Source organism: Exiguobacterium sp. s128 (genome assembly GCF_018618815.1).
GTDB lineage: Bacteria > Bacillota > Bacilli > Exiguobacteriales > Exiguobacteriaceae > Exiguobacterium_A > Exiguobacterium_A antarcticum.
The window spans coordinates 60667-85654 of record NZ_JACSMT010000006.1 but is presented as its reverse complement, the minus strand read 5'-3'; the positions used below and the strand labels follow the sequence as shown (position 1 = coordinate 85654).

The window sequence follows — 24988 nt, the reverse complement described above, 5'->3', positions numbered from 1 at the left end:
TATGCCACGTGAAATCAAAAACTTAGTTGTATCCCACGTCTCCATCGTGGACAAGGCCGCCAATAAGCGGTCTTTTTTGTTGACCAAAAGCGAGGAGCAACCAAACGTTTCCCGCGACATGAATATCCTCAAGCAGGATGAATCACAGCAAATCGCTTACGGCATCGTGTATGAACCACTCATCAAGGATGCGCACGACGACTACATGACTGCGGACGAAATCGAGAAGGCGGCGCACATCTTCCTCAAGGATTACCGCCAAATCGATAAGCAGCACGACTTCACCTCACAGGTTGGGGATGTCATCGAGTCCTATATTGCACCGGCTGACTTCGAACTCGGTGGCGAGACTGTCACCAAAGGCACGTGGGTCATGGCCGTCAAGGTAGCGGACGAAGTGTGGACCGGCATCCAAAAGGGTGAATATACCGGATTCTCACTCGCTGGCATGGGTGAGGTCATCGAAAAGGCAGAGGACCACAAGTCGTTCCTTGCCAAGGTGAAAGATTCCGTCGCGGAAGTCCTCAAAGACATGGGGCTTCTACCAGACGAACAGGGAGAGGAGGTGACAGACATGACACAGGAACAATTGCAGAAAGAACTCGATTCGTTCAAGAGCGAAATGATGGACTTCTTGAAATCCGCTCTCCCTGTTGCGAAAGCAGAGGAACCGGAACAGGCGGCCGCTCCAGAAGGCGGTCAGCCGGAAGAACCGGACGCACAACAAGCAGATCCGGAAGCATCTGAGCTTGAGAAAGCGCAGGCGAAGATCGCAGAACTCGAAAAACAGCTATCTGTCCGACAACTCCCGGGATCACACACGGAGATTGAGAAGGCAGAGCCAACTTTACAAGCTGAATACACAAAATACTTCGGACCGAGAGGATGAAACTAATTGAACAACAATGAAATGCTCGCAGATTTAGAAGCAATCAAAAAAGCTAACAGTTCAGTCACACTACCGGAGGACGTCGGTCGTGCTTACATGCAAGACGTCGTAGCACAAGGCACAACACTCGCCAAATTGTTCATCTACCCTGCAACTGCTCCTGTCGGAACAATCGACATGATCGGTATCAAGAAACGTAACTTGAAAGAGCACCTCGGACTCGACACAGAGCCGACTGGTTCAGACCTTACAGAAGAACGTTCGGTACCGTTCACACTCAAGCCAGTGTACACAGATACATGGCTGAAAAACTCTGATGTTTACTACACAGCTCGCTCACGTGGTCAAAACATCGAAACAATCATCACAAGCATGATTCAGCAGCAGTTCGGAGCGGATTTGCAGGATCTCGCATTCAATGGCGATGAAGACTCGGCGGATTTGTTTGAGAAACTTCAAGATGGTTTCTTGAAACTGGCTCGTGAGAATGCGGATACAGTCAAACACGACGTTACTGGCGTTGTTAAAGTGGCTGACCTTCAAAAAGTACCAGTCAAAGTTGCACGTGAACAGCTCCGTGCCGGTCGCTTTGTTTGGATCATGGGCGCAGGGACACATGCTGCACTTCAAGCGGAAGTTATGGAACGTGAGACACCTAAAGGGGACGCTGTCCTCATCGATGGTGAACTTTCAAAACTTCACGGCTACGCAATCGAATTGGTTGATCACATCGAAGACGACGTCGTTCTCTTTACACCACTCGAAAACCTTGCAGTCGTTACTGGTTTCAACGTTCAGTACGATCGTTCGGGTACAAGTGAACGTGCTGTAGCGAAACAAGCAACATACCACTTCGTCCTGTCTTCAATCGACTTCATCATCCGTACGCCGAAAGCGCTCGTCTACATCGGTGCTGACGCCGTCACACCCTGAGCCGGCTCCGTTCGCACTAACGTATGACCAGGTCGAGACCTACGGCATCTATCAAATGATGGAGGAACTCGGCCTGACGTACGATGAACTGCTGACGCAGGAGCCTTACACGATGCGTGACGTGCTGGAAAGCATGACGAAAACAGATCTGACGTCGCTCGCCGCGGAACTCGAGATCGTGGGCCGGTCGAGCATGACGAAAGCACAACTGATTGACGCGATTCTCGCGACGCAGGAAGGAGGGGTCTGATGGGAGTTATCACACCGGTGGAACTACGTGCCTATACCAGTTTTGATTCGGTCAAGGGGCGAACTGATCAGCAACTGACAGACGATATTATTCAAGCGGAAGCCGACATATTCAAATATGTACATCATAAGTTTCCGACGAATGAGTATCCGAGTGTCCCTCCGACTGTCAAGTTAGCGTGCAAGAAGCTCGCGGAATACTATGCCCTTTCTGCCCTCGATGAGAGCGCGGTGAAGGGCTATAAGAGCGAAAAGATTGGTGACTATGGTTATACGATGGCAGACGACAAAGGACTTGAAGGAAAACCGGAAATCACGGCATTGCTTGAGGACTACGTCAAAGAAGTCGTCGTCGAAACACCCAAGGTTAGGATGCGATTCGTATGAGTTACGACAAGTTACTCTCCGACCGCGCCGACATCTATCATCTCGACACCACGTCTTCCGGCGGAGGCTTCGGTCTCCCGTCAGAGGACGCTTTTTCGTATCCGAGCACACCGGATGCAACAGGCGTCAAATGTTACCTGGTCAAACGAACAGGCACGCTGAACCAACTCCTGCAAACGGAAAACATGCAAATCCTGAGTCTCAACTGGGTCTGTCACTTCAGGTATGAGGCGGACATCCGCACTGGTGACCGCGTGGTCATCGAAGGAAACCGTTTCAAGGCAGGGATTCCGCGCAAGGTGAAACAGCATCATATCGAGTGTGAATTGTTCCTCGAGGCGGTCTTATGAGCGACTTCGGGAATCTCGACAAGGATCTCGAACGTCTCAAGCGTGGCATCCGAAAGGAACTCCCGTTGATTGTGGAAGCGGTCGGCGCGGAGTTACTCGCGGAAACACGGAAAGAGATCGTCCGGCAACAGCTCGTTGATACACGCGATATGCTCAATAGTTTTAGTTTAGGTAACAGTTTGAACGTCTTCGAAAAAAGTAATGACGGCATGCGGGTGGAAGCGGGCACCACGAGTCCGTATGCGAAATTCGTCAACGAGGGGCACTGGACGACAGGGACCAACAAATCTTTCGTCGAGCCAACCCATTTCTTTGACTCCGCGGTCTACATTGCAGAGCGTTACATGTCTGCTGGTATCAACAAACGATTGGCCCGTATCATCGAGCGTCAATTAGGAGGTGTCTAATGGGCATCCAAAAGCACAGCAGCTTCATCAAGTTCTGCCTCGACTCGTCCGGGCTCACGAAATACTACCGCGATCAGGTTCCGACCTCATTCACGACCAAATCCCTCTACTCCAGCACACCTATCACGATGGGTGTTGCCGGGGCAGGGGGTTTGTCGTTGCGTGAAGTGATGGCGACGGTCACATTCTTTGCTCCGACGCGCTTAGCCGCAGAAACGGATGCCGAGAAGGTGCTGCTTGCCTTACAACGGGCAGGAAACCGCGTCCCGCTCCTTTCGGAAGCCGGGGCAGTCATCGGGAAGTTTGTCGTCAGTGAACCGAACCTCCGCTCGATTCCAAATCCAGTGGATGCGGTCGGTGCCGTGACCTTGACGGTCATGTGGCAGGAAACCATCGAACATATCGATCAACGTGGACCAATACTTCAACGGTCGACGTCTTATTTGGTTTAAGGAAGGGGTAAACGCATGCCATTTTGGGATAAGAACGGACAAGATCCGATTTTACCAGGGCTATATCAAGCTATCGAACAAATGCAAGAATCTGTCATCCGTCCCGGAGAACGTGGCGTCATCGCGATGGTCACACCGGGGTTGACGGCCTTTAAAGGAAAAGTCACCGAGTTGACGAGTGTCGGCGGTGCCGTTGAGGCGCTAGGCGTCTCGAACTACAAGTTCGCGAAACGTTGCTTCGCAGGCGGGGCACGCAAGATCATCGCTTATGTCCCGAACGACAACGAGGAGTTAAGTGACTCGCTCAAACAACTTGATCCGTATTACTTTGACGTCTTCACGATGGGACGCGACGTGGTAGCAGATGACATGGCGGACATCAAATCATGGCGTATCGCGAACATCGAGACGGGCATCAACTATGTCGCGGTCGTCGGTGGAGCGGCAGGACTGGCAGATAACACAGCCATCAAGAGTCTGTACGCAACGGGTAAGCACGGGGACATCATGCACGTCGGTATGGGTGGCGTCGACATCGAAGGCAACGTCGTGTCGCCGGGTGAACTTGCGGCATGGATCGCAGGCGCTCAAGGGGCGAAAGGGATGGGACAAGGTTCCCTCACGCGTCAAAGCATCAACTTCCTCGCAGACGTTGAACGTCGTTTGACGAAAGCACAGCGTGAAGACTTGTACACGGCAGGCATCGCGGTCCCGATTCACAATGGCAGTCAGGTTGTGCTTGAAGCGGCGATTACATCAAGCAAAGTCATCGAAGGGACGAACCCGAGCAAGCCGCATTACGCTGGCGGGAAACTTCGGATCGCCTACAATGCGTCGGTCTATCAGACAGCACTCAATCAAGCGGTCGAAGATCAGTTCATCGGCAAGATCAATAACGACCGGGAAGGTCAGGACATCCTGATTGGCGCACTTAATGATTTCAACGATGCGTTGATTCGGGAAGAAGTCCTCGCACCGGGAACGGTCACGGCGCTTCACCCAGACTTCCCTTCTGTTGGGGATCGCATCTACTTGCTCACGCAAGGGTTCTTCATCGATGCGGCCGAGCAGTTCTTCATCGATTTCCAACTCGGTAGCGTCCCTGCGACGGCTGCCACAGGAGGTGCATAAGCATGGCGGTAACAGGTAAGGATGTAATGCTTGGAACCGGGATGATGGTGTCCTGGTCTTCCGGCAACAAACTCACATACATCGACCGGATTCAAGTGAAAATGTCGGTCGGCAAAGCAGAAATCAAACTGCCACGTCAAATCGTTACGAAACACAAGACGACGGACGTAAAATACAGCGGTACGATCGGCGGATTCGAGTACACACTCGCATTGCAGAAAGCCATGAAGACAGCGACCGAGTTCCGTGGTCAAGACCGTATCGACATTTACTGTGAACTGGAAGATGGAGAATCGGGCGAACGATTCAAATGGCGTATCGTCAACGTCCAGTTTACAGAAGGTGACCTCGTCAACTGGCAGGTCGGTGAAGTGGTCAAGAAGGAAATGCAGTTCGTCTGTGACGACGCAAAAATCATCAATGGTGACAATCGTTAAGAGAGCGGGCAACCGCTCTTTTTTACTTAATTTGGAGGAGGAGAACACATATGGCAGTAAACCAGAAGTTGATTGATCGCTTACTCAAGCGAAGTGAAGAAGATAAGAAAATCGAAATCGGACTCGAAGGGCTTGCGGACACACCGTTCTATGTCAAGTTGACGAAAGAAGAGTTCAAACAAGCTAAAAAAGAAGCGAAAGAAGGATTAGATCCGGAGAACCCGGCACATGAGGATATCTATCGCAATCGCTTGGATGCGCTCATTGTGGCGGCCAGTCTCTATGACCACAACGAAGAGAAGGTTTTCTCGGGTGCTTTGTACGAATCCCTCGATATGGATTTTGACCCGATTAAAGCGGTCGGAAAGTTCATTGAATATGCCGAGGAACAAATCATCAATGCCGCCGCTCTCGAATGTATCGGATTCATCCCGAAAGAGAAAGCAAAGAAGGATAACGAAGCCGCAAAAAACTAATGGAAGGGTTGCAGGAGGACGGCAGTCCGATTGAAAAGGGAGAACCACCCGACGAATTTTATTGGCTCCATCACTTGTTCCGCTTACACGGGATTCCGATACACGAATCCTACCAGTGGGACGAGGAAGCCAAACGGGTGATGATTCTCTCGATCAGCTTGCAACTCAAAGAAGAACAGGAACGGTTAAGCCACGGGATAGGGAGAGTGATGTAAATGTCAGACAAACGGTATACGGTCATTTTTGATGCGAAAGACAAAATCTCTTCCATTCTGGACCGTTTCATTCGGAAATCCAAAGAGTCAGAAGATGCCTTGAAGCGGACCAGTCGTGAGACGGAAAACTTCGGGCAATCCTCCAGCAACCAAGCCAAGCGGGTCGAAGGGGCATACAATAGCCTACACGGACGACTAAAGGTCGTGGATGGTGCGTTCTTGCGAATGGACGACAGTGCCAAACGTTCCAACTTTGCCTTGCGTGAAATGGGCGGTACGCCGCTCTCTCGTTTATCGGATGGTCTGAGCGGAATCACGACATTGCTTGGTGGCATTTCCGTCGCTGCCATTGGTGCCGGTACGGCAATCAGTGCCATGGCCGTCAAAGGGACATTCGATAATGTGTTGATGCCAGCCATGAAACGAGAAGCTGATACAGTCACAGTGGGTGCCACGTTGAAAGATGAATCGATGCTCCCGAGCATCATGAAAGACATCGAAGCCCAAGCGCAGGACTCAGTGTTCGGGGTGTCGGAAATTTTGACGGGTACGAAAGGGATGCTTGGTCTGACGCAGGATCGCGGAATGTTGAAAGATGTCAACAACCTGACCGAACGGATTGCTTTAACCGACCCGGAGCAAGGATACAAAGGGGCTTCGTACGCCATGAAGCAAGCGATGTCGGGTGACTTAAACTCCATCGTCGACCGGTTCGAGTTGGATCGTGCTTCCTTCTACAAGGAAGGCTACAAAGCCGGATTATCACCGGAAGAATACTACCAGATCGTCGAGAAGGTCATCTCCGATAAAGGATTTGACCAAGACTTCTTAGAAAAGTCCCGGAATACAGGGATTGCCCAGTATGAGAACGCCAAATCAAACATCCAAGAACTCGGGGTCAAAGCTGGATTCGGGATGGTTGAAGAATTAAAGCCGTACCTCAAAATGTTGAACGGCATGTTCAAGCAAAAAGACGAAATGAAGAAATTCACAGACTCCATGAGTGACCGGTTCCAAAGCGTGCTGAAGCGGGTCTTCGCTTTAGGGGACGGGGTTCAAGTCACGTGGGCGGACATCACGAAGTGGTCAGAGAACACGTTTGACGGCGTCATCAACATCATCGATTCGACAGCCACGACATTCGGCACGCTCATGACGGTCTTATCGGGTGGCGACTTATCGAAGCCGCAAGATTCGTTCAAAAACTTCGGGGACGTCCTCGACGGGGTCGCAGGATTCATCGACAAGATCAACGACGGGTTAATCGCCATTGGTCAATCCATGGAGTTTCTAAAGCCGCTTGATGAATGGTGGAGTAACGCCCAAGAGTCCGGATTAGCTTCAGCACTCGGTTTGAATGCGGATAAAGAGAATAAGTCTTCCAATGAGCAATACGGCTTGATTGGCGGTCCGGTCAACGACACGCTCGAAGCCTGGCAAGGTGTCGACTGGGGTAACCTCAAACCAGATTGGAATCCAGTCACGAAGTTTAAAGAAAACACGAAGAAAACAGATGATATTCCACTCTTTGGAGATAATCTGCTCGGTCATGCTGTCAAAGATGGTGCAGATGCCACATGGAGCGGGATCAAAAGTGGAGCAAACGCAGTCGCCGGATGGTTCGGTGGACAAGCGGATGGCTCGCACGCCAATGGGCTCTCTTACGTCCCGAAAGACGATTACAAGGCAAACCTGCACAAAGGCGAACGTGTCCTCACACGGGCAGAAAACCGCGATTATTCACAACTTATGCAAAGTGGTACGCAAGAAGCATCAAACGGCGTCGTCATCAACGTCACGACGATGAACGTCCGCAGTAATGAAGACATCGACGCAATCGGGGAATCCATCGTCATGCGTCTGCAAGCGAGGGGGTAACCGATGGGGGAATCAATCGACGTCAAGTTCACGCACTACTATAAAGGCAAGACCACGAAGAAGGTCCGGGAGAAAGTCCGCAAGAAAGTCAACGGCAAGTACGTCACGACCTACGTCACGAAGAATAAAACGGTCCTGACGAACAAATCGCGGACGGTCGTCATCCCGGTGACACCCGAATCGATGCCGAGTACACGCCTTGCTAATTACGATGACATCCCGACGCTCCAGAAGCGAATCCACACACGACGGGGCGCAGTCGGCGGTCGGTCGATGACATGGAGTTCATTCTTTCCGGCCATCGATTATGGCTTCCTGCAAGTCAACCAGGTCGAGAATCCGGTCAAGCTCGCCCGGTGGTTCGATGACCGCCAGTTCAACGACTCGCGGGTCCGCGTTCGGATCCCGGCACTGTATATCGACAATTATTATGACATCCGTTCGTTTGAATGGGATGTCGAGCCAGGCACGCATGACATTCGCTACACGATCACGATCACCGAACAGTACAATCCGAAGGTCAAGACGAAAATCATCAAGTAGGGAGGGATTCCATGGGCTGGGCAGACGATTTCAATAAACACATCAAAGAAGAAGGTAAGAATACGGACGTCCGCTTATTCATCGGTTCCATTACCTCCATTACACCACTGATGGTCGGAGCGAACAACGGGACGGTCGGAGCCGCAGAATGGACGACAGCTGCCGCAAAAGATGCCGCAGTCGGGGACCGTGTCGTGATGATTCAGGACATGACGACACGTATGTTCATCGTCCTCGGGAGGCTTGTAAATTCATGAGCTATACCGTCTATTACTATCACCGCAAGCGGAAACGGCGCTACGATGTCAGCAAGCTCATCAAAGACGTCAGCTGGACAGGAAGCGTCGAGAAGATGTATCGGACCGCGATTGTCTCGGTCACGTCACTCTCGGGCGTACCCTACAACACCGGCGAAAAGATACGGATCTATAAAGGGGACACGCTCATTTTCACGGGGCGTGTCTTTAAATTTCAAAAAATGGGCACGGGCGACGTCGCATTAACGTGTCACGACGACGCCTTTTACCTCTTTCGGTCGCAAATATCCTTTTCACGGGCATCGATTACATTGTCAGAAGTGTTCGAGTTGTGCTGTAAGAAAGTTGGCATCGAACCGGGCTACGTCAAGAAGACGAAAAAGACGTATAAGAACTTGGAGTTCGTCGGGGAAACGATGCAAACCATCCTGTACACCGTCATGGGCATGGAGCGGGAACGGACAGGTAAGCGGTATTACGTCCGGGTCAGCAAAGGGAAACTGGAGTTCCGCGAGCGAGGCGCCTTGAATGGGGTCGTCATCGAAGCGGACGTTGTGCAATCGATTGATGCTGTCCGTTCAGCGGAGAGTACCTACACGGCCATCAAATACGACGTCACGATTGACTCAAATACCGGTTCGACAACTCCGGATGCGCCAGGTAGCAAATCGACTGCGACCCTCATGGATTCTTCGAAATACCATGGACCGGATTACATCGTTGGCAAAAGTGGATGGGGCTCCCGAATGAAGGGGACGGACAAGTGGAATGATTTGATGATCAAGGTCGGCCGAGAAGCCGGCATCGATCCATTGTTCCTTAAAGTCATCATGACCATTGAATCAGAAGGTGACAAAAAAGCACTGGGTCCCTGGCTCTCAAACGGCGACCGGGCACGTGGACTCTTCCAAATCGTTCCCTCAAAAGTAGATACCGACTTGGATTGGGCACGTCTACTTGAAGCTGAATACAACATGCGCAAGGCAGCGGATATCTTCCTGTATGAAAAAGGTAACATTGCAAAGAGTTTGGGTAAGAAAATGAGCGTCGCGGAGATGGCACGTTTTTGGGTCGGGTATTCCGAAACTGATTATTCTTACGCCTATCAACAATGGGCAATTGGATTGTACACGGGAATGGGTGGCGATCCGGATAGCCTGATTACGGAAAGCAACAACAACTATAAGGAAACGGGGACGACGAAGCCGGTCACTGTCGATTCGGAACGGACGTATACGCTCGATTCGGATTTACGGAAGAAGCTCGGTGTCATCATCGCACAGAAAAAAGGGTCATTCGACTCGAAGAAAGAGTTCGAAGATGTGCGTAAGGCACTTGCAAAAGACTTATTACGTGAAGAACGAATCGTGACGGTCAAGTTACCGGGCACAGTCTTTGGCGTGACCGGACGAAAGGTGGTCTTCAAAGACAGTCTCGTTGGCGCGGGTGGGACATGGTACATCCGTTCGGACGATCATCGCATTGATGAGTTCGGGCACAACATGACCTTGACGCTCTCAAATATTGACGAGACACCGGAACCGGAATACACACCACCGAAAACACCGGAAGATGCAACAGGTGGCGGAGAAACAGGCGGCGGTTCAGATAGCGGTGTTGCTACTGGGAAAGCGGCAGACGTTGTGGCTGAGGCACAGAAATGGGTCGGGCAACTCCGGTATGTCTTCGGTGGGAAATCAATCGTTAACGGGACGGGTGACTGCTCTGGATTCACAAAGTACGTCTTCATGAAAGCAATTGGTTTAAACATCGGCGATGGGACAAGTAACCAACTCGCGAAAGGCAAAAAGATTAGTTTTGCTGATGCACGAGCTGGGGACCTTGTCTTTTTCGCGGGCACGTATCGAGCAGGTGTATCACACGTCGGCATCGTTACTGAAAAAGGGATGATGATCGACCTACAAAGCGGCGGTTGTATAAAAGAACGGTACGATGGACCGTACTGGAAAAAATACTTACTCGAAGTACGTCGGGTACTGTGAGGTGAATCATGAACGCGGAACAAATCATTGAAGAAATCCTTGATACAGCGGAAACGTTGCAAGAGGAAGAGAATGTCCTTGCGGATCAACCGCTTTCGGCTCCAGTACGCGACAGCACATGGACGATGGGATGGGGCACCGGTCGATTCGGAGGACGGGCGACGGGTGAACAGGCCATCGTTGAACGAGTCGTCAAATACATGTTGACCCCGCGTGGTGAGTTTGAGGTCTATCCAGGAAACGGGACCGTGGACTACGAAAGCGATGAATACGGCTCGCTGATTTACGAATTGGTCGGTGAGGTCTACGCATCGAATGAAGACATCACGCAAGCCCTGCAAGGCATCTGTGACCAGGCGCTCGTCGAGCTGACGGACGTTCAAATGTTGACCGTTGTCGATGCCAAGGTGGTCAACGATAAGGTGACGGCCCGTATCATCGTCACGGTCGAGAACGGAGAAGAAACGGAGGTGGAATTGAATGGCATTGGAATTTGAAACGGAGTTTTTACCGGTCATTGAGCCGCGTGACGTCGACGACATCCATGCAGATATGTTACAGGTCGCGCTCGAGAACGATTCGAAAATCGACATTCGAGTCGGGGAACCGGTCTGGGATGCCACACGCCCGACGGCTATCATCGTCAGTGGGCAATCGATTGAAATTCTCGACGCAATCCGGGCAGCCATCCCGCAACTATCCTTCGGAACGTACCTCGATGAACATGCAAAAGACTTGCTCGAAGATGGTCGGAAACCCGGCGTCCAAGCTGTTGTTCCTGTGACCCTTACTTCGTTCGTTGCATTGACTGTACCGAAAGGGACCTCGTTGTATACCGGCGGGGATTTACGCTACACCCTCGACGAGGATGTCGTATTAGTGCCGCCGGAAGAACAGCCAGACCCGGATTATCTGATTCCCGGAGAGGCAACGAGTACCGCGACAGCAAGCGACATCGGCATCATCTATAACGTCGTCGAAGGGGCCATCAATCTCGTTGATGGAGATTTAAAAGATTTGGTCCGTGTGACCAACACAGAAGCCATCGTGCAAGGTGTTGATCAAGAGTCGGACAATGACCTCAAAGCCCGGATGCGACTAGTCGCCCGAAACCTGTCCGGTGCCGGCAACCTCGACGATTACGAAGCGTGGGCCCTTGAAGCGACCGGCATCACGAAGGCGAAAGTCTTCCGCGCGGATCCATCGCCAGGGAGCGTGACGATCCTTGTCGCGTCGAAAGAAGGCATGCCGACAGCGGAGCAAGTCGCGGAAGCCCAAGCCAAGGTCAGCGCCAAAGGGGCATTGATTGCGAACAATATTGTCCTCGCTCCGACTGCTTTGCCGATTTCCATCGCGGCCAACATTACGATCGAGGCGGACGCCGTGTTTGCCGACGTCGAAGTGGCGTTCGAACAAGCGTTGCAGGATTACTTAGCCGAGCGTGCGTTCAGTGGTGACGTCATCCGGTACGCCCAACTATTCAACCTGCTGATTGACCAACCGGGCATGGTCGACGTCGAGAACCTACTCGTCAATGGTGGGACGGCGAACATCACGCCGGGTACGAAGGAAATCGCGACGCTCGGGACGGTGACGTTGACATGATCAATGTCTCACCACTCGCTTACGACATGCAGCAGGAATTCTTAGACATGAGCGCCGACTACTGGCGGGAACACCTCGACATGCAGGGCATCTTCCTCGCCGGGGCGCACGCGCTCAGCCAACAACAGGAGACGATTGACCGGTACCTCTATTCGGAGCTGCTCATTGAGACGGCGACGGATTGGGGTCTTTCTTTGAAGGAGGACTTCTACGGACTGCGGGACGGCATTGCCCGTTCCTTGGATGCCCGACGTTCTCGTTTACGGGCGACGATGCGAGGTGGGAAAGCCTTGACCATCGATGACCTCGAAGCGCTCGCGGGCGTGTTCACAGGTGGACTCGTCGACATCACGATCGATTACGATCAGTTCATTTATACGGTCGAGTTTCGCGATACCTACGGCATACCGGAACGGATTGAGGACGTGCAACTGGTCCTCGCCCGGAACATTCCGGCGTACTATGCCATCGTCTACAAATTCAAGTTCACGACGTACCATACGGTCAAGAACTACTTCGATGATTACGCCGAACTCAAGGCGGCGAACCTCACGTACAAGCAACTGCTCGTCCGCAAGCTCGATTACGACACGTACGACGAAGCAGAAGCGCGCTACACGACATATGACGCCCTCGAAGCGAGTGGGCTGACGTATGAACAACTCACACGCAAGGAGGACAACACATGAGCAAAACGCCCAACTATCAATTGACGAAGCTTGATGACTCATTACCGGCGGATGTCGTTGGCGATCATAACCGACTGGCGGACGAACTCGATGCCAAGTTGACGGATGAGTTTGAGAAGACCGAACGCAAGACGAACCGAAATAAAGCGAACGGATATGCCGGGCTTGGTCCAGACGGTCGAGTCGGAACAGCGCAACTACCCGCCTACAAGATTGGCGACAAAGAGGTGCAAATCACGAACCTGCAGGACAACGACACGCTCAAATTCGACAGCATCATCGACCGATGGCGCAACGTCCAGACGAACATCGACCGGACGCCTCCGGGCAACGTCACGGGTCTTGCGGCAGATACAGCCAGCGGAGCGGTCACGGTCAAATGGGCAGACCCGGTGGATTCCGACTGGTTCGCGACACGGGTTGTCCGGAAGCTCGGAAGCTACCCTGCCAACGCCAACGACGGAACGACGATCGTCACCTCGACGGTACGTGATCAATACAAGGTCAATGGGTACGTCGACGCCGGACTGACGAACGGATCGGAATACTTTTATCAACTGTTCCCGATGGATGCCGCGCAGAACACGAATGGCAACACGGCGAACCGCGTCAAGGCGACCCCGCAAGCGGTCCTCTCGTTCGGTCTTGCCTGGAATAAGACGACCGGTCAGGTCACACGCCTCGGCGATGCGGTCGGACGGAATGTCTCGACAGCGGAAGGGATCAAGACGAGTGACTTTTCAAACGTCTATCCATGGGGCGGCATGCGCCGCTGTAACTTAGCGGCAAACGGAACCGTCACATCCTACCAAGGCGATCCGACATTCGCGCACGACGGGACGAAAGGAAATGTCATGGTCGAGATTCCGAAGTTTTGGTTCAAGAAGGTGAAAACAGCGGAAGGGTTCGAGTTCTGGATTGCCAACGGTCCGACGGCAGGGTTCACGATTCACCCCGCCTTTTATCGCGATCGTGGCACCGGCAAGGCAGACGAGGTCGAGAAACGTTACGTCGGCGCGTTTATCGGCACGAAAGTCGGGAGCAAGCTATATTCCTATTCAAATGTCATCGCCTTGAATCGAACCGACATCGGGACGTTCCGGGAAATGGCACAGGCACATGGAGCCGGATGGGGCATCGAAGACTTCCACCTCGTCAGTGCGGTTCAAGTTCTGTACCTCGTCGAATTCGCGAACTTTAACTCACAGGCTGCCATCGGCATTGGTGATACGAACATGTCCTACGGCGGCATCGAAGGCACACCACTCACGGTCGGGGCGACGGCGATTCATGGCAACAACACCTACGGTAAGACAGTCGCCAGTCGATTTGTTCGGGCGGATACCGTCGTCAGTTACCGCGGTATCGAGGATGTGTTCGGGGCATACAGTCGCTATGTAGACGGTATCTTCATCACGACCGGCAATGCCTATCTCATCGGGAACCGTGCCTTCAACAACACCGGGCAAGGCTACACGACGACGATTCAGACCGCCTTCGTGGGAGAGGTCGTCGGGCAGACGTCCGATATCTTTGATTCGGTCGAGGCGGGCTTCCTGCCGAAAACCATCGACGGGACATCGAACTCCGGTCTGTTCGATTATGCAACCTATGCTGCCAGTTCCAATGTCCACGTCGGGGGAGATGGATCAGAAGATTACGCGGCCGGGATTTTCCGCATGAACACGGCACCGACTTGGTTCAGTGTCGGGCAATACCCACGGGTCAGCGCCCGGCTCGCGTATTAAGAAAGGGAGTGGATGAATGAAAGTCAGAGGGAATGCGTCGCCGGAACCCGTGTGGATCCGTTGCGTCGAGAACGGGGAGGCGAAGGTCCGTCTTCGCCAGGACGTCGTCTTGAAAGCGGATGACGAGGAACATCTCGAACGCACCTATTACGAGTGGGACGAGATCGAGTTGTCCATTGTCGACCGGGACAACCTGCTTGGCTACGTACAGGAGAACTTCGATGCGTTGTTTGAACATGGACTTGCGGAAGAAACGAAGCCCAAGCCGAAAACAGCGAAGGAACTGCGAGATGAGCAGATTAAAGGTCTTGAAAGCGATGCGCTTGCCCAATCAGCGATGCTTGTCGAGATGTTCGAAATGTTATTAGGGAGTGAAGCATGATGGATGAGTCACAATTGACGACGTTGGAACAGCTGGCCATTGGACGATATGTCGTCTTGATCAGAGCAGAATGGCGGACGCTTGAAAGCGTACCAGAAAAACTACGCCCCTATGTAGAGGCGCGACTGGAGGCGGAGTGATGGGGACTACAAATTACAATCTACCTAAGATCAGTGGCACGGCGAGTGTTAAAGTCCCTCGGGATGTTAACGCTTTGGCTGACGCAGTTGACCAAACCTTGAATCTTCAATTGATGGATGTGAGAAAAAACACATTGAAGTCAGTATTCACTGCCCATCGCGGTTTAAACAACGCCTTCCCTGAAAATACCCTGTTAGCTTTCGAGATGGCATGTCTTGCCGGTTACAAGGTTATCGAACTCGACATTCAACCTTCAGCAGAGGGGGTATTGGTGGTCCACCACGATTTGACCCTTGAACGAATGACCAATGGAGCGGGGCAAGTATCAGCCCAAACCCTCAGTCAGTTAAAAACCTTGACCATCGACGGGGGAATTGCGGCAAATGAATATCCGAATATAAAGATTCCGACATTAGAAGAGACGTTAGCTTTGTTCCGGAGATACAATGTCAAGCCGATGATCGAATTCAAACTGATTAATGATTACGCTCAGCTTAATACGTTAGTCGATTTGCTGAAAGTATACGGAATGGAATACAACTCATCTATCATTTCCCCTGTAACATACTTGATTCGTGAATTCCGAGCGAGGGGTGGAAAGTCAGAATGTCTTTATTTAAATTCAGTGACCCCGGAAAGTACCGCTTTGTTAAAAGAGTATGGAAACTGCGGGTACTGCTTAAACTATCTAAGCACGACTGAGTCGCTCGTTAAAGCCATTCATGCGGAAAACTTGTCAGTCGCAGTTTATACGGTGAACGATGTTTCGATAGCGCGGAATCTATCCCGCTGGGGCGTGGAGTACATTACGACGGATACAATCAGAGGGGTGTCTTGATGCGATTTTATTCGTTAGTGAGTGAAAAAGATTTTGATATCTATGCACCGTTTGGTTTCACGAAGACGAGTGAAGCGACTCCACTTCCTCCGAATACGTATGCATTCAATACAACGTTTAAGGCGGTTCACTTGAATGACGCAGCAGCCGATAAGAAAGGTTCCTTCGCGTTACCGATCGGTTTCGTGCAAAAAGGGGACTTTATTAAAGTCTCAGTTGAATTGATGAGTGTATCAGGCGTCCGTCCGAAAATCGCATTGGATTGGTCTTTAACGAACATTTCAGGTGCTGGTACGGGGAATTCGTATATCACACAAATTGAAAAAGTAGGCGAGTTCGAGAAAGTGGAGATTGATTACCTGGTGGAATACGATTCTTATTATTCCGCATTGTTCGGTGTGTTCACGGGTGATATCGGCGAGTATTATACCAAAAACTGCTATATCGAAATTCAGTCCCGTTACAATACACGACCTAAGCGATATAAACCCGGATTTAGAACTTATGTTGTATTAGGTGAATCCGGCGCCTACTCGGTCCAGAATAACTTTGGAGACGACATGGCGACGGTACAAGTCGATGTAACAAACAAAGAGCTTATCTTTACCCATTCCAAGGCATTCGCAGGCACTAAATCTGGTGTTGGTTTCGTAAGTGGAATGTCAGTCGGTGTTTCTGCGAACTATCGCTTTTACACATACGCTTACTCCTTACAAGGATGCAAAGTGAAAATCTACGACGTTGCGACTAATACGTTACAAAACCCTGCGAGTATTGCTGGGCAATTATGGTTCAATTTGTTCTTTAGTGGAACAGATAACGAAATTGAATTGATTTAACCATTGTTTACCAGAGGGATTTTATATATATTTGTAATATCAAAGTTTTATCGGAGGATAATATGAATATATATAAGCGGTTCATAGTCAACGTGTTGGCAAACAGTCAGTGGATACCAATACAAATTCGCACCAAACTTTACAACTGGATGGGGATCAGAACAAATCAGTCTGAAATTCGACCTGGCTGTTTCTTTAATTCTGAATTCGTCAACATCGGGACCAAGAGTTTCATTAATTTCTATTCTCAGTTTCACTCAGGTTACGACGAGAGGGGAGTTATTACTCTAGGGGAAAGATGTTACATCGGAATGAATGTTAACTTCTGTACGATTTCTCATGAACTTGGAGATTCCTCACAACGAGCAGGGAAAAACACGTACGAGCCAATAACGGTAGGCAACGGCACGTGGATAGGAGCGAATTCAATTATCCTTCCCGGTGTTGAAATCGCAGAGGGGTGCGTGATTGCTGCAGGATCAGTTGTCACAAAGGATTGCGAAGCAAATAGCCTCTATGCGGGGAATCCAGCAAGGAAGATCAAGGACTTACCACATCCGAATCTAAAAGTTTCTAATAGTTAAGAGTAGGCATCCGCTTACTCTTTTTTTCTTTTTCCTCACATCCAACTCAATAACACTAGGGGGTCATCGCTTGGAACAACCACCGCAGGCAGAACGTCCTGCTGCTGTACAACGGCATGAAATTGAAGCGGTTTGGCGCGAGTTCGACCGCCGTAAGGAATGGATGGACAAGACGGACCGCTTTAAGGAGCGCGTCGATAACGAGATTGACCACATCCAAGGGGAACAGCGCGAGATCAAGGAGACACTCAAACACATGACGGACTCCGTCGGTAGCATCCTCGACGATTCGAAGTGGCTCCGCCGCACCGTCACGAATATTCTCATCGGGGGCACGTTCTCTGCCATCCTCGGCGGCATCGTGTTCCTCGTCCAGAAGGGGGTGGGGGGATGAAGCGTCCAATCCCATTGTTCGAGGTCTGCATCACGCTGTTCAGCATCTACCTATCCATCATGTTCTTCATCTTCGCGGAATTGTTCGAGGAACAGAATCATGCCTTCTACACGCACATTCGCCAGCTGATGCCACAAATCGGTTGGGCGATTGCCGTCTTCGTGGCTGCCATGACAAAAGTCGTCGGCTTACTGCTCAATAACGTCCACATCCGTCGTATCGGTCTTGTCATGTCTGGCATGATCTATACGGCGTTTTCCATTGGATTCGCAACGGCATTCCCGAACATCTCGACCGGCTTGTTCGCCATCCTCGCCGTGATGTGCTTCATGAACATGACGCAAGTCCGCAGCACTGAATTATAAACTAGGAGGCTACCATATGTATTACGACAAACGAAACCGTGCCGCACTCGCAGAACTGGCGCCAAACACAAAGGCAGCCGCACTGAAATGGTACGACTACCTCGTTAAGAACGGCATCGAAGTGTTGATCTATGACGCACGCCGGACGCAAGCGGAACAACAGGCAAACGTAAACTCAGGCGCCTCACAAACGATGTACTCGTATCACCTCGTCGGACAGGCACTTGACTTCGTTCCTGCCACAGCAAAAGGTGGCGTAGAATGGGACGGCTACGGTCGTACTGATATCAAAAAAGCTGTCGTTGAAGCGAAACGCCTTGGCTTCACATGGGGCGGCGACTGGTCGTCATTCGTCGATAAGCCACACTTGCAGTTCAACTACAAAGGATATGGTTCAGACAAGGTGTTGGCATCTTCGACGCCGATCAGCAAGCCTGCTAAACCTGCGACTAAACCGACGCAAGGAGACGGCAAAGCAATCGTTCCATATCCGGGCAAGGTGCTTTACAAAGGCGCTGTCGGTATCGAAAAGAAGGACATCGAACGGGTACAACGTGCTGTTAAAGCCAGCGTGACTAGTAAGTTCGATACGCAAACGGAGAAAGCTGTTAAGGCGTACCAGAAGCGAAAAGGATTGAAGGCAGACGGTGAAGTCGGACCGGCCACATGGAACACACTCTTCTAAGAAACGGGGAATCGCTATGCAAGAGAAAACGAAAGCACTGATCACACTCGTCATCCTCGTCCTCACGATGATCAACCAAGCCCTGCAACTCGCGGGGTACAGTACCATCCCATTTGCGCCGGAGAAGGTCGAGCAGTTCCTGTCGATGCTCGCAACGGCTGTCGTGTCGGTCTATGCGTGGTGGAAGAATCAGAACGTCACACCGGAAGCACAGAAGATGCAGCGGTCACTGGATGATAAGAAAACCTACAATCGATTGAACGACTTATAACCCACGCCTACCCTCACGGGTGGGCTTTTTTTGTTGCGCAAAAAGAGTGCCCGTCAGGACACTCCCAGTTGCATCTTCAATTGTTCCTCGAAGCGTTCTCGCTTCTGCTTGCTTTGCGTGACGTCGAGCTGCATCAGCGTTTCCGTCTGCTTGAGCACATCGACCTGCAAGCCTTTCGTCAGACGTTCGAGTGCGGCGAGGATCTCAGGTACCTCTCCCGACAGCACGATCTGCGTCTTGTTTACCAGCATCACTTTCATAATGCCCTCCCTTGTGTAAACAGTGCGACGGTCAATGCTTAATGATACCCCATGTGGGTATGGTTCAAACGAAAACCGTGTGCAGTTCCTTCTATAGTAGTGTGCAGGTTTCTCATCTGCACAGTAATCTGCACAGTTCGTTTTCCACCCGAAGCAAATCAGCGCCGTCAATGCTACACAAATAAGAGAGATTACCTACCTGTAACCACTGGTATCCCGTCTGCTGTATTTCTTAAAGTAATAAAATAAACAAAAACAAATCTATTTACTTTTAGTAAGTGATGATTTATAGTCGTATTTAGGTTACGAAAAGTAATTAAAAAACATTAAGTAAAAGGGAGATTGATCAAGATGATGGATTTAGGATTATTTCTTATTCGATTGGTGATTGGATTAACATTTGCGGCACACGGGACACAAAAACTATTTGGTTGGTTCGGAGGGCATGGCATTGCAGGGACAGGCGGCTGGTTCGAGTCGATCGGGATGAAGCCGGGTAAAACACTTGCTTTAACAGCCGGTCTGGCGGAATTAGCGGGAGGTCTCTTGTTTGCGAGTGGACTATTCTTATGGTTCGCAGCAGCACTGATTATCGGGTCGATGCTTGTTGCCATCATCAAGGTCCACGGTCAAAATGGTTACTGGGTCACGCAGAACGGGTACGAATACAACATGGCACTGATCGTCATCGCACTAGGTGTTGCGTTGATTGGTGCCGGAGATTATTCACTCGCCGCCTTAATCGGGTGATCAGAGAAAGTAGGTAATGAAAGATGAAGTTTGATGCACAGTCACTCAGTCCAAAGGAAAACTACAAGTTATTGATTGGGAGTATCATCCCGCGACCGATTGCCTTCGTGACGACCAAAGGGGCGGACGGAACGATTAATGCCGCTCCGTTTTCGTTTTTCACGGTCGCTTCGAGCCATCCACCGCAATTATTGATCGCAGTCCAAAAGACGGATCAAGGGGAAAAGGATACGGCCAAAAATATCTTATTAAATAACGAGTACGTCATCCATATCGTCAGTGAAGAGATTATCGAAGCGGTCAATGAGACGGCAGCCCCGCTTGCTTACGGTGAAAGTGAACTGGAGCGGACGAACCTGACGTTGATCGAGAGTGATCTGATTGATGTTCCGGCAGTTGCGGAAGCGAAAATCCGGTTTGAACTGAAACTGACGCAACACGTTGAACTGGACGCAGCCGATCTGTTGATTGGGGAAGTCGTGCGTTACCACGTCGCGGATGAACTGGTCGACTCGTTCCGGATTGATGCCAACGGTTTAGGCGCCATTGCCCGTCTTGCCGGCAATGATTATGCCAAGATTGGCGACATCTTTACGATTGCTCGTCCGACGAAATAAAAATAAGGCGGATAAAGCCACGCCGAATAGACGAGAGCAGCGGGTATCGTATCCGCTGCCCTCGTCTATTTCAATTCAATGGAGTTGCCCGGCTGGAAAGATCACTCGACGTTGTGACGCTTGCTGTACTGGAAGCCGTCGAGGAGATAAAACAGGACAGCGAGGGCCCAGATGCCGACACAACTGATCAAGAAGGCGACGAGTGGCGAAACGGCACCATAATACATGACGATCATCGGATCGTTGAGCTCGACGAAAAGTTGGGTTGTCAGTAACGTACAGCATAAGCCGGACAACAAACTGATGAACAATCCGCTCCATGTCTGAATGACGAGACCGATCATACAGGAAATCAAGATGAATAACGGATACACGGCATTAAATGCATCCGGTCGGATGAAGGCCGAGACATAATCGGCGTACATCGGGACGAAGTACAAGACACCGGACAATAACCCCTGGATCAGGTTGATCAGATAACTTTTCGAACGCATCAGTGGAACGACTCCCACTGTTCCATCAGCTCAAGTAAATCGACATCAATCTGGTCGCGTTCAGTTGAGAGGGACGTTGCTTTTGGAATGTCATTAAAGACTTCCGGTTCACACAACAGCTGTTCGATTTCGACCGACCGGTTCTCTAACCGTTCGATTTCCTGTTCGAGCTGTTCGAGTTGCTGTTTCTTTTTCCGTGCCTCTTTCTGGGCTTCCTTATCAATCGTCTTCGTCGAAGCGACCTTGATCGCTTTTGCTTCTTCTGCTTCGAGCCGGGCAATTTCTTCCTTCTCGGCTTTTTTCTCCGTATAGTACGAGTAATCGCCGAGATAATCAGTCACCCCGTCAACACTCATCTCGATGACGCGTGTCGCGACACGGTCGATGAAGTAACGGTCGTGGGAGACAAACAGTAAGGTTCCTTCATAATCGACGAGCGCATTTTCAAGGACCATCTTCGAATCGAGATCCAAGTGGTTCGTCGGCTCGTCCAGAACTAACAGATTCGTTTTGCGTAATTTCAGCTTCGCAAGGGCGAGTCGTCCCCGTTCACCACCGGACAATTCATGGACGAGCTTAAAGACATCGTCTCCGCTGAACAAGAATTGACCAAGCACGGACCGGACTTCCTGCTCGCGCATCAACGGCCACTCGTTCCAAATCTCATCGATGACCCGGTTGCGGTCGTTCAGTTCCGCCTGCTCCTGATCGTAGTAGCCGATTGAAACGCCGGTGCCGAAACGATAGTCACCGAACAGCGGTTTCAGACGACCGACAAGGACTTTCAGTAACGTCGACTTGCCGATTCCGTTTGGACCGACGAGTGCCAGAGACTCTGCACGTTGGAGACGGAAGGTGATATTTTTCGAGACGGCTTCTTCGTAGCCGACGGCGAGTTGATTGACTTGCAGGACGTCGTTGCCGCTTTGTTTTTCAATCGGGAATGACAGGACGGTACTGCGTTCATCACCATCCGGTCGGTCGATCCGGTCGACTTTTTCGAGACGTTTGCGGACACTTTGCGCCCGTTTCGTCGTCGTCGCCCGGGCGATGTTACGTTGGATGAAGTCTTGCATCTTCGCAAGTTCTTCTTGTTGCTGTTCGAACTGCTTCATTTCCTGTTCGTACAAGGCTGCTTTTTGCTCGAGATATTTTGTATAGTTGCCGGTAAACTTCCGGGACACGTTACGTGACAACTCATAGACGACGTTGACGACTTGGTCGAGGAAGTACCGGTCATGGGACACGATCAAGACAGCGCCACGGTAACCGGATAAGTAACTTTCGAGCCAAGACAGTGTATCGATGTCGAGGTGATTCGTGGGCTCATCAAGAATCAACAGTTCCGGTGCCTGCAGCAACATCTTCGCCAAAGCGAGCCGGGTCCGCTGTCCACCGGAAAGCGTCTGAATCCGGCGGGAATAATCGTCCGGATAAAAGCGCATCCCGTGTAAGACGGAGCGGATGTTGGCTTCGAACTGATAGCCGCCGGCTTCCGAGAAGTCATGTTGTGCTTGATCGTACGTCTTGAGCAGACGGTCATAGGCGACGGGATCATTTAATATGTGCTCCATCCCCATCTCGATTTCCATCCGGCGTAATGCACGTTCTTGATCCTGAAGGTGTTCGAAGACGGTCAGCATCTCGTTCCAGATCGATTCGTTGGATTCGAGTCCACTGTCCTGAGCGAGGTAACCGATCCGGACTTCCTTACTCTTCATGATTTCCCCGGAATCATGTGACAGTTCTCCGGCGATGATTTTTAAAAGTGTCGATTTTCCGGCACCATTTCGACCGACGAGTGCAATCCGGTCCCGTTCCTGTACTTCGAGTTTAATATTTTCTAAAATCGGCTCCACGCCGAATGATTTTGAGAGTTGGTTTACTTGTAAGAGAATCATATCCATCCATCCTTCCACCCTTTAGTCTATCACGAAAAATCCTGCCGAATATAATATTTGTTACTCTATGTGAAGTGGTTTACAATCAAGAAGAGTAGAATTCTTTGCATTGATTTGGGTGCCACGTCAGAACGTGGCCGAAGGGGGAACTGCAGTATGAATGGGCCAGACACAAAAATACCACAAGCAACGGCAAAACGGCTGCCGTTATATTATCGTTTTATCCAGAGTCTTTATAACTCCGGCAAGCTGCGCGTCTCGTCAGCAGAGCTCAGTGAAGCAGTCAAAGTCGACTCGGCGACGATCCGTCGTGACTTTTCCTACTTTGGGGCGTTAGGGAAAAAAGGATACGGTTACAATGTCCAACATTTACTGACATTTTTCCGAAAAACATTAAACCAAGACGAAGTCACGAATGTCGCCCTCGTTGGGGTCGGACATCTCGGAACAGCGTTTGCAAATTATAACTTTTTAAAGAATAATAGTACTCGTATCGTCATCGCGTTTGACGCCGATGAGGAGAAGGTCGGAACGACGACACAAGACGTTCCGATTTATCACGTGTCTGATATGAAAGAACAAATCGAAGCGAACAAGGTTGATGTTGCCATCTTGACGGTACCGTCGCAGTTCGCGCAGTCAGTAGCGGACGAGTTAGTTGAGTATGGTGTGACCGGCATTCTGAACTTTACACCGGCCCGGTTGAACGTACCGGCTCACGTTCGGGTCCATCACATCGATTTGTCGATCGAGTTGCAGTCGCTTGTTTATTTCATGAAGCATTATTCGCAATCAGCTGAAGGAGTGAAATCATAATGGAAAACCTTATTCCGTTAACAGTCGGATTTATGGGACCAGGGAGTATCGCCTTGATCGGTGTCGTCGCCTTGATCATCTTCGGACCGAAGAAATTACCGGAGCTCGGCCGCGCCGCCGGTCAGACATTAAAAGAGTTCAAGAGCGCAACACATGGCATCATGGACGATGATAAAGACAAAAAGGACGAAACGAAAGAGAAGTGAGTGAATCATGGCGATCGATCAAGAACAGAGTATGACGACGCATTTAGATGAACTGCGCAAGCGGATCGTCTGGTCGCTCATCATCGTGGTGGTCATGTTCGTCGCAGCCTTTCCGCTTGTCCGTCCGCTTGTCCGATTTTTGCAGGCTGACTTAAAAGAACTTGGAATCGGGCTGAATGCCTTTAACGTGGCGGATCCACTGATGTTGTATCTGAATCTTGCGTTCATCATCGCAATCGTCTTGGCGTCACCGTTTTGGATGTATCAGCTTTGGGCATTCATCCGTCCCGGCTTGCATGACCAAGAACAAAAAGCGACGTTGACCTATATTCCGGTAACGTTCTTCTTATTTTTAGCCGGCATCTCGTTTTCTTACTTTTGGCTGTTACCGTTTTTACTTGAAGTATCGACGGAGCTCGGACAAGAGCTTGGCATCGAACAAGTCATCGGCGTCGAGAACTATTTCAGTTTCCTGATTCGATTGACGATTCCGTTTGGTGTCTTGTTTCAACTCCCCGTCGTGACGATGTTTTTGACACGTCTCGGACTGGTGACACCGTTCTTCATGCGGAAGAATCGGAAGTATGCCTACTTTGCATTATTTGTCGTCGCGGCGTTGATTTCACCACCGGACGTCACCTCGCATTTAATGATCTCTGTCCCGTTGTTCGTCTTATATGAAATCAGCATCCTGATTTCAGCGCGGACGTATAAAAAAGTCCTGATCTTGGAGCAACAGGCAGAACTGGAGCGACAGGCGGATTTGATGCGTGACTTAAATAAATAAGTAGTGAAA

Annotated in this window: 36 protein-coding genes; 33 read left to right on the top strand and 3 right to left on the bottom strand. The window is 50.7% G+C overall.

The features are described 5' to 3' along the window. Position 1 precedes the first annotated feature (1 nt). The 28 genes from KNQ13_RS04290 (at position 2) to KNQ13_RS04155 (ending at position 19148) form a co-directional block, all read left to right on the top strand. The gene (locus KNQ13_RS04290) at positions 2–889 is read left to right on the top strand and encodes an XkdF-like putative serine protease domain-containing protein (protein ID WP_209548097.1); all 888 of its coding nucleotides are present in this window, start codon (positions 2–4) and stop codon (positions 887–889) included. Between the two features lie 6 nt (positions 890–895). Continuing rightward, entirely contained in the window at positions 896–1822 is a 927-nt protein-coding gene (locus KNQ13_RS04285; protein WP_209548098.1) for a phage major capsid protein, read from the top strand. A 112-nt stretch (positions 1823–1934) separates the two neighbouring features. Next, positions 1935–2072 carry a Rho termination factor N-terminal domain-containing protein gene (locus tag KNQ13_RS04280; RefSeq protein WP_160166523.1) on the top strand — a complete coding sequence of 46 codons (138 nt, stop codon included), beginning with the start codon at positions 1935–1937 and terminating at the stop codon, positions 2070–2072. Further along, positions 2072–2458 carry a protein YqbG gene (gene yqbG, locus KNQ13_RS04275; RefSeq protein ID WP_209548099.1) on the top strand — a complete coding sequence of 129 codons (387 nt, stop codon included), beginning with the start codon at positions 2072–2074 and terminating at the stop codon, positions 2456–2458. The genes KNQ13_RS04280 and yqbG overlap by 1 nt, the downstream gene beginning before the upstream one ends. Next, positions 2455–2808 (top strand): DUF3599 family protein, encoded by a 354-nt coding sequence (locus KNQ13_RS04270; protein WP_209548100.1) that lies wholly within the window; start codon positions 2455–2457, stop codon positions 2806–2808. Before yqbG ends, KNQ13_RS04270 begins: the two co-directional genes overlap by 4 nt. Next, positions 2805–3215, top strand: coding sequence for an HK97 gp10 family phage protein (locus KNQ13_RS04265; RefSeq protein ID WP_209548101.1), 411 nt, complete (start codon positions 2805–2807; stop codon positions 3213–3215). Before KNQ13_RS04270 ends, KNQ13_RS04265 begins: the two co-directional genes overlap by 4 nt. Continuing rightward, entirely contained in the window at positions 3215–3667 is a 453-nt protein-coding gene (locus KNQ13_RS04260) for a hypothetical protein (protein ID WP_209548102.1), read from the top strand. Before KNQ13_RS04265 ends, KNQ13_RS04260 begins: the two co-directional genes overlap by 1 nt. A 15-nt stretch (positions 3668–3682) precedes the next feature. Then, positions 3683–4798, top strand: a complete 1116-nt coding sequence (locus KNQ13_RS04255; protein ID WP_209548103.1) for a phage tail sheath subtilisin-like domain-containing protein — start codon at positions 3683–3685, stop codon at positions 4796–4798. Positions 4799–4800: 2 nt separating this feature from the next. Further along, a complete protein-coding gene (locus KNQ13_RS04250; protein WP_209548104.1) occupies positions 4801–5235 on the top strand; it encodes a phage tail tube protein in 435 nt (144 codons plus the stop codon). Positions 5236–5285: 50 nt separating this feature from the next. Beyond that, complete coding sequence (locus tag KNQ13_RS04245; RefSeq protein WP_209548105.1) at positions 5286–5711, top strand: hypothetical protein; 426 nt, start codon at positions 5286–5288, stop codon at positions 5709–5711. Next, positions 5711–5926 carry a hypothetical protein gene (locus KNQ13_RS04240; RefSeq protein ID WP_209548106.1) on the top strand — a complete coding sequence of 72 codons (216 nt, stop codon included), beginning with the start codon at positions 5711–5713 and terminating at the stop codon, positions 5924–5926. The genes KNQ13_RS04245 and KNQ13_RS04240 overlap by 1 nt, the downstream gene beginning before the upstream one ends. Beyond that, entirely contained in the window at positions 5927–7804 is a 1878-nt protein-coding gene (locus KNQ13_RS04235; RefSeq protein WP_209548107.1) for a hypothetical protein, read from the top strand. Positions 7805–7807: 3 nt separating this feature from the next. After that, positions 7808–8347 carry a hypothetical protein gene (locus KNQ13_RS04230; protein ID WP_209548108.1) on the top strand — a complete coding sequence of 180 codons (540 nt, stop codon included), beginning with the start codon at positions 7808–7810 and terminating at the stop codon, positions 8345–8347. An 11-nt stretch (positions 8348–8358) separates the two neighbouring features. Next, a complete protein-coding gene (locus KNQ13_RS04225) occupies positions 8359–8604 on the top strand; it encodes a hypothetical protein (protein ID WP_209548109.1) in 246 nt (81 codons plus the stop codon). Next, complete coding sequence (locus KNQ13_RS04220; protein ID WP_209548110.1) at positions 8601–10607, top strand: C40 family peptidase; 2007 nt, start codon at positions 8601–8603, stop codon at positions 10605–10607. Before KNQ13_RS04225 ends, KNQ13_RS04220 begins: the two co-directional genes overlap by 4 nt. Before the next feature lie 8 nt (positions 10608–10615). Then, positions 10616–11104 (top strand): GPW/gp25 family protein, encoded by a 489-nt coding sequence (locus KNQ13_RS04215; protein WP_209548111.1) that lies wholly within the window; start codon positions 10616–10618, stop codon positions 11102–11104. Beyond that, positions 11088–12212, top strand: coding sequence for a baseplate J/gp47 family protein (locus tag KNQ13_RS04210; protein ID WP_209548112.1), 1125 nt, complete (start codon positions 11088–11090; stop codon positions 12210–12212). Before KNQ13_RS04215 ends, KNQ13_RS04210 begins: the two co-directional genes overlap by 17 nt. Continuing rightward, positions 12209–12901, top strand: a complete 693-nt coding sequence (locus KNQ13_RS04205) for a putative phage tail protein (RefSeq protein ID WP_209548113.1) — start codon at positions 12209–12211, stop codon at positions 12899–12901. Before KNQ13_RS04210 ends, KNQ13_RS04205 begins: the two co-directional genes overlap by 4 nt. Then, positions 12898–14649, top strand: a complete 1752-nt coding sequence (locus KNQ13_RS04200; RefSeq protein ID WP_209548114.1) for a hypothetical protein — start codon at positions 12898–12900, stop codon at positions 14647–14649. Before KNQ13_RS04205 ends, KNQ13_RS04200 begins: the two co-directional genes overlap by 4 nt. Positions 14650–14665: 16 nt before the next feature. Beyond that, positions 14666–15031 carry a hypothetical protein gene (locus KNQ13_RS04195; protein WP_209548115.1) on the top strand — a complete coding sequence of 122 codons (366 nt, stop codon included), beginning with the start codon at positions 14666–14668 and terminating at the stop codon, positions 15029–15031. Continuing rightward, positions 15031–15171 (top strand): CD1375 family protein, encoded by a 141-nt coding sequence (locus KNQ13_RS04190; RefSeq protein ID WP_209548116.1) that lies wholly within the window; start codon positions 15031–15033, stop codon positions 15169–15171. Before KNQ13_RS04195 ends, KNQ13_RS04190 begins: the two co-directional genes overlap by 1 nt. After that, the gene (locus KNQ13_RS04185) at positions 15171–16010 is read left to right on the top strand and encodes a glycerophosphodiester phosphodiesterase (protein WP_209548117.1); all 840 of its coding nucleotides are present in this window, start codon (positions 15171–15173) and stop codon (positions 16008–16010) included. The genes KNQ13_RS04190 and KNQ13_RS04185 overlap by 1 nt, the downstream gene beginning before the upstream one ends. Further along, positions 16010–16849 carry a hypothetical protein gene (locus KNQ13_RS04180; protein ID WP_209548118.1) on the top strand — a complete coding sequence of 280 codons (840 nt, stop codon included), beginning with the start codon at positions 16010–16012 and terminating at the stop codon, positions 16847–16849. Before KNQ13_RS04185 ends, KNQ13_RS04180 begins: the two co-directional genes overlap by 1 nt. 62 nt (positions 16850–16911) lie before the next feature. Beyond that, a complete protein-coding gene (locus KNQ13_RS16195) occupies positions 16912–17433 on the top strand; it encodes an acyltransferase (protein ID WP_209548119.1) in 522 nt (173 codons plus the stop codon). Positions 17434–17503: 70 nt separating this feature from the next. Continuing rightward, positions 17504–17827 carry a hypothetical protein gene (locus KNQ13_RS04170; RefSeq protein WP_209548120.1) on the top strand — a complete coding sequence of 108 codons (324 nt, stop codon included), beginning with the start codon at positions 17504–17506 and terminating at the stop codon, positions 17825–17827. Next, complete coding sequence (locus tag KNQ13_RS04165; protein ID WP_209548121.1) at positions 17824–18192, top strand: hypothetical protein; 369 nt, start codon at positions 17824–17826, stop codon at positions 18190–18192. The genes KNQ13_RS04170 and KNQ13_RS04165 overlap by 4 nt, the downstream gene beginning before the upstream one ends. A gap of 16 nt (positions 18193–18208) precedes the next feature. Continuing rightward, positions 18209–18877, top strand: a complete 669-nt coding sequence (locus tag KNQ13_RS04160; RefSeq protein WP_209548122.1) for a M15 family metallopeptidase — start codon at positions 18209–18211, stop codon at positions 18875–18877. A gap of 16 nt (positions 18878–18893) precedes the next feature. After that, on the top strand, positions 18894–19148 hold the full coding sequence (locus tag KNQ13_RS04155; protein WP_209548123.1) for a phage holin: 255 nt from the start codon (positions 18894–18896) through the stop codon (positions 19146–19148). A 53-nt stretch (positions 19149–19201) separates the two neighbouring features. On the opposite strand, the gene KNQ13_RS04150 is transcribed toward KNQ13_RS04155, so the two are convergent. Then, positions 19202–19408 carry a hypothetical protein gene (locus KNQ13_RS04150; protein WP_209548124.1) on the bottom strand — a complete coding sequence of 69 codons (207 nt, stop codon included), beginning with the start codon at positions 19406–19408 and terminating at the stop codon, positions 19202–19204. A gap of 351 nt (positions 19409–19759) precedes the next feature. On the opposite strand from KNQ13_RS04150, the gene KNQ13_RS04145 reads away from it, so the two are divergent. Both KNQ13_RS04145 and KNQ13_RS04140 read left to right on the top strand, forming a co-directional pair. Continuing rightward, complete coding sequence (locus KNQ13_RS04145; RefSeq protein WP_026830348.1) at positions 19760–20158, top strand: DoxX family protein; 399 nt, start codon at positions 19760–19762, stop codon at positions 20156–20158. A 23-nt stretch (positions 20159–20181) separates the two neighbouring features. Continuing rightward, positions 20182–20775 (top strand): flavin reductase family protein, encoded by a 594-nt coding sequence (locus tag KNQ13_RS04140; RefSeq protein WP_026830347.1) that lies wholly within the window; start codon positions 20182–20184, stop codon positions 20773–20775. A 101-nt stretch (positions 20776–20876) separates the two neighbouring features. Here KNQ13_RS04140 and KNQ13_RS04135 read toward each other — a convergent pair whose 3' ends face one another. Next, positions 20877–21269, bottom strand: coding sequence for a hypothetical protein (locus KNQ13_RS04135; protein ID WP_026830346.1), 393 nt, complete (start codon positions 21267–21269; stop codon positions 20877–20879). Further along, a complete protein-coding gene (locus KNQ13_RS04130) occupies positions 21269–23170 on the bottom strand; it encodes an ABC-F family ATP-binding cassette domain-containing protein (RefSeq protein ID WP_026830345.1) in 1902 nt (633 codons plus the stop codon). Before KNQ13_RS04130 ends, KNQ13_RS04135 begins: the two co-directional genes overlap by 1 nt. 156 nt (positions 23171–23326) lie before the next feature. Between KNQ13_RS04130 and KNQ13_RS04125 the strand changes: the two genes are divergently transcribed. Genes KNQ13_RS04125 through tatC form a run of 3 tightly spaced genes read left to right on the top strand, consistent with a single transcriptional unit; the run spans position 23327 to position 24979 of the window. After that, positions 23327–23986, top strand: coding sequence for a redox-sensing transcriptional repressor Rex (locus KNQ13_RS04125; RefSeq protein WP_026830344.1), 660 nt, complete (start codon positions 23327–23329; stop codon positions 23984–23986). Next, positions 23986–24192 carry a twin-arginine translocase TatA/TatE family subunit gene (locus KNQ13_RS04120; protein WP_026830343.1) on the top strand — a complete coding sequence of 69 codons (207 nt, stop codon included), beginning with the start codon at positions 23986–23988 and terminating at the stop codon, positions 24190–24192. Before KNQ13_RS04125 ends, KNQ13_RS04120 begins: the two co-directional genes overlap by 1 nt. Positions 24193–24199: 7 nt before the next feature. Continuing rightward, positions 24200–24979, top strand: a complete 780-nt coding sequence (gene tatC, locus KNQ13_RS04115) for a twin-arginine translocase subunit TatC (protein ID WP_026830342.1) — start codon at positions 24200–24202, stop codon at positions 24977–24979. The last annotated feature ends 9 nt before the right edge of the window (positions 24980–24988 follow it).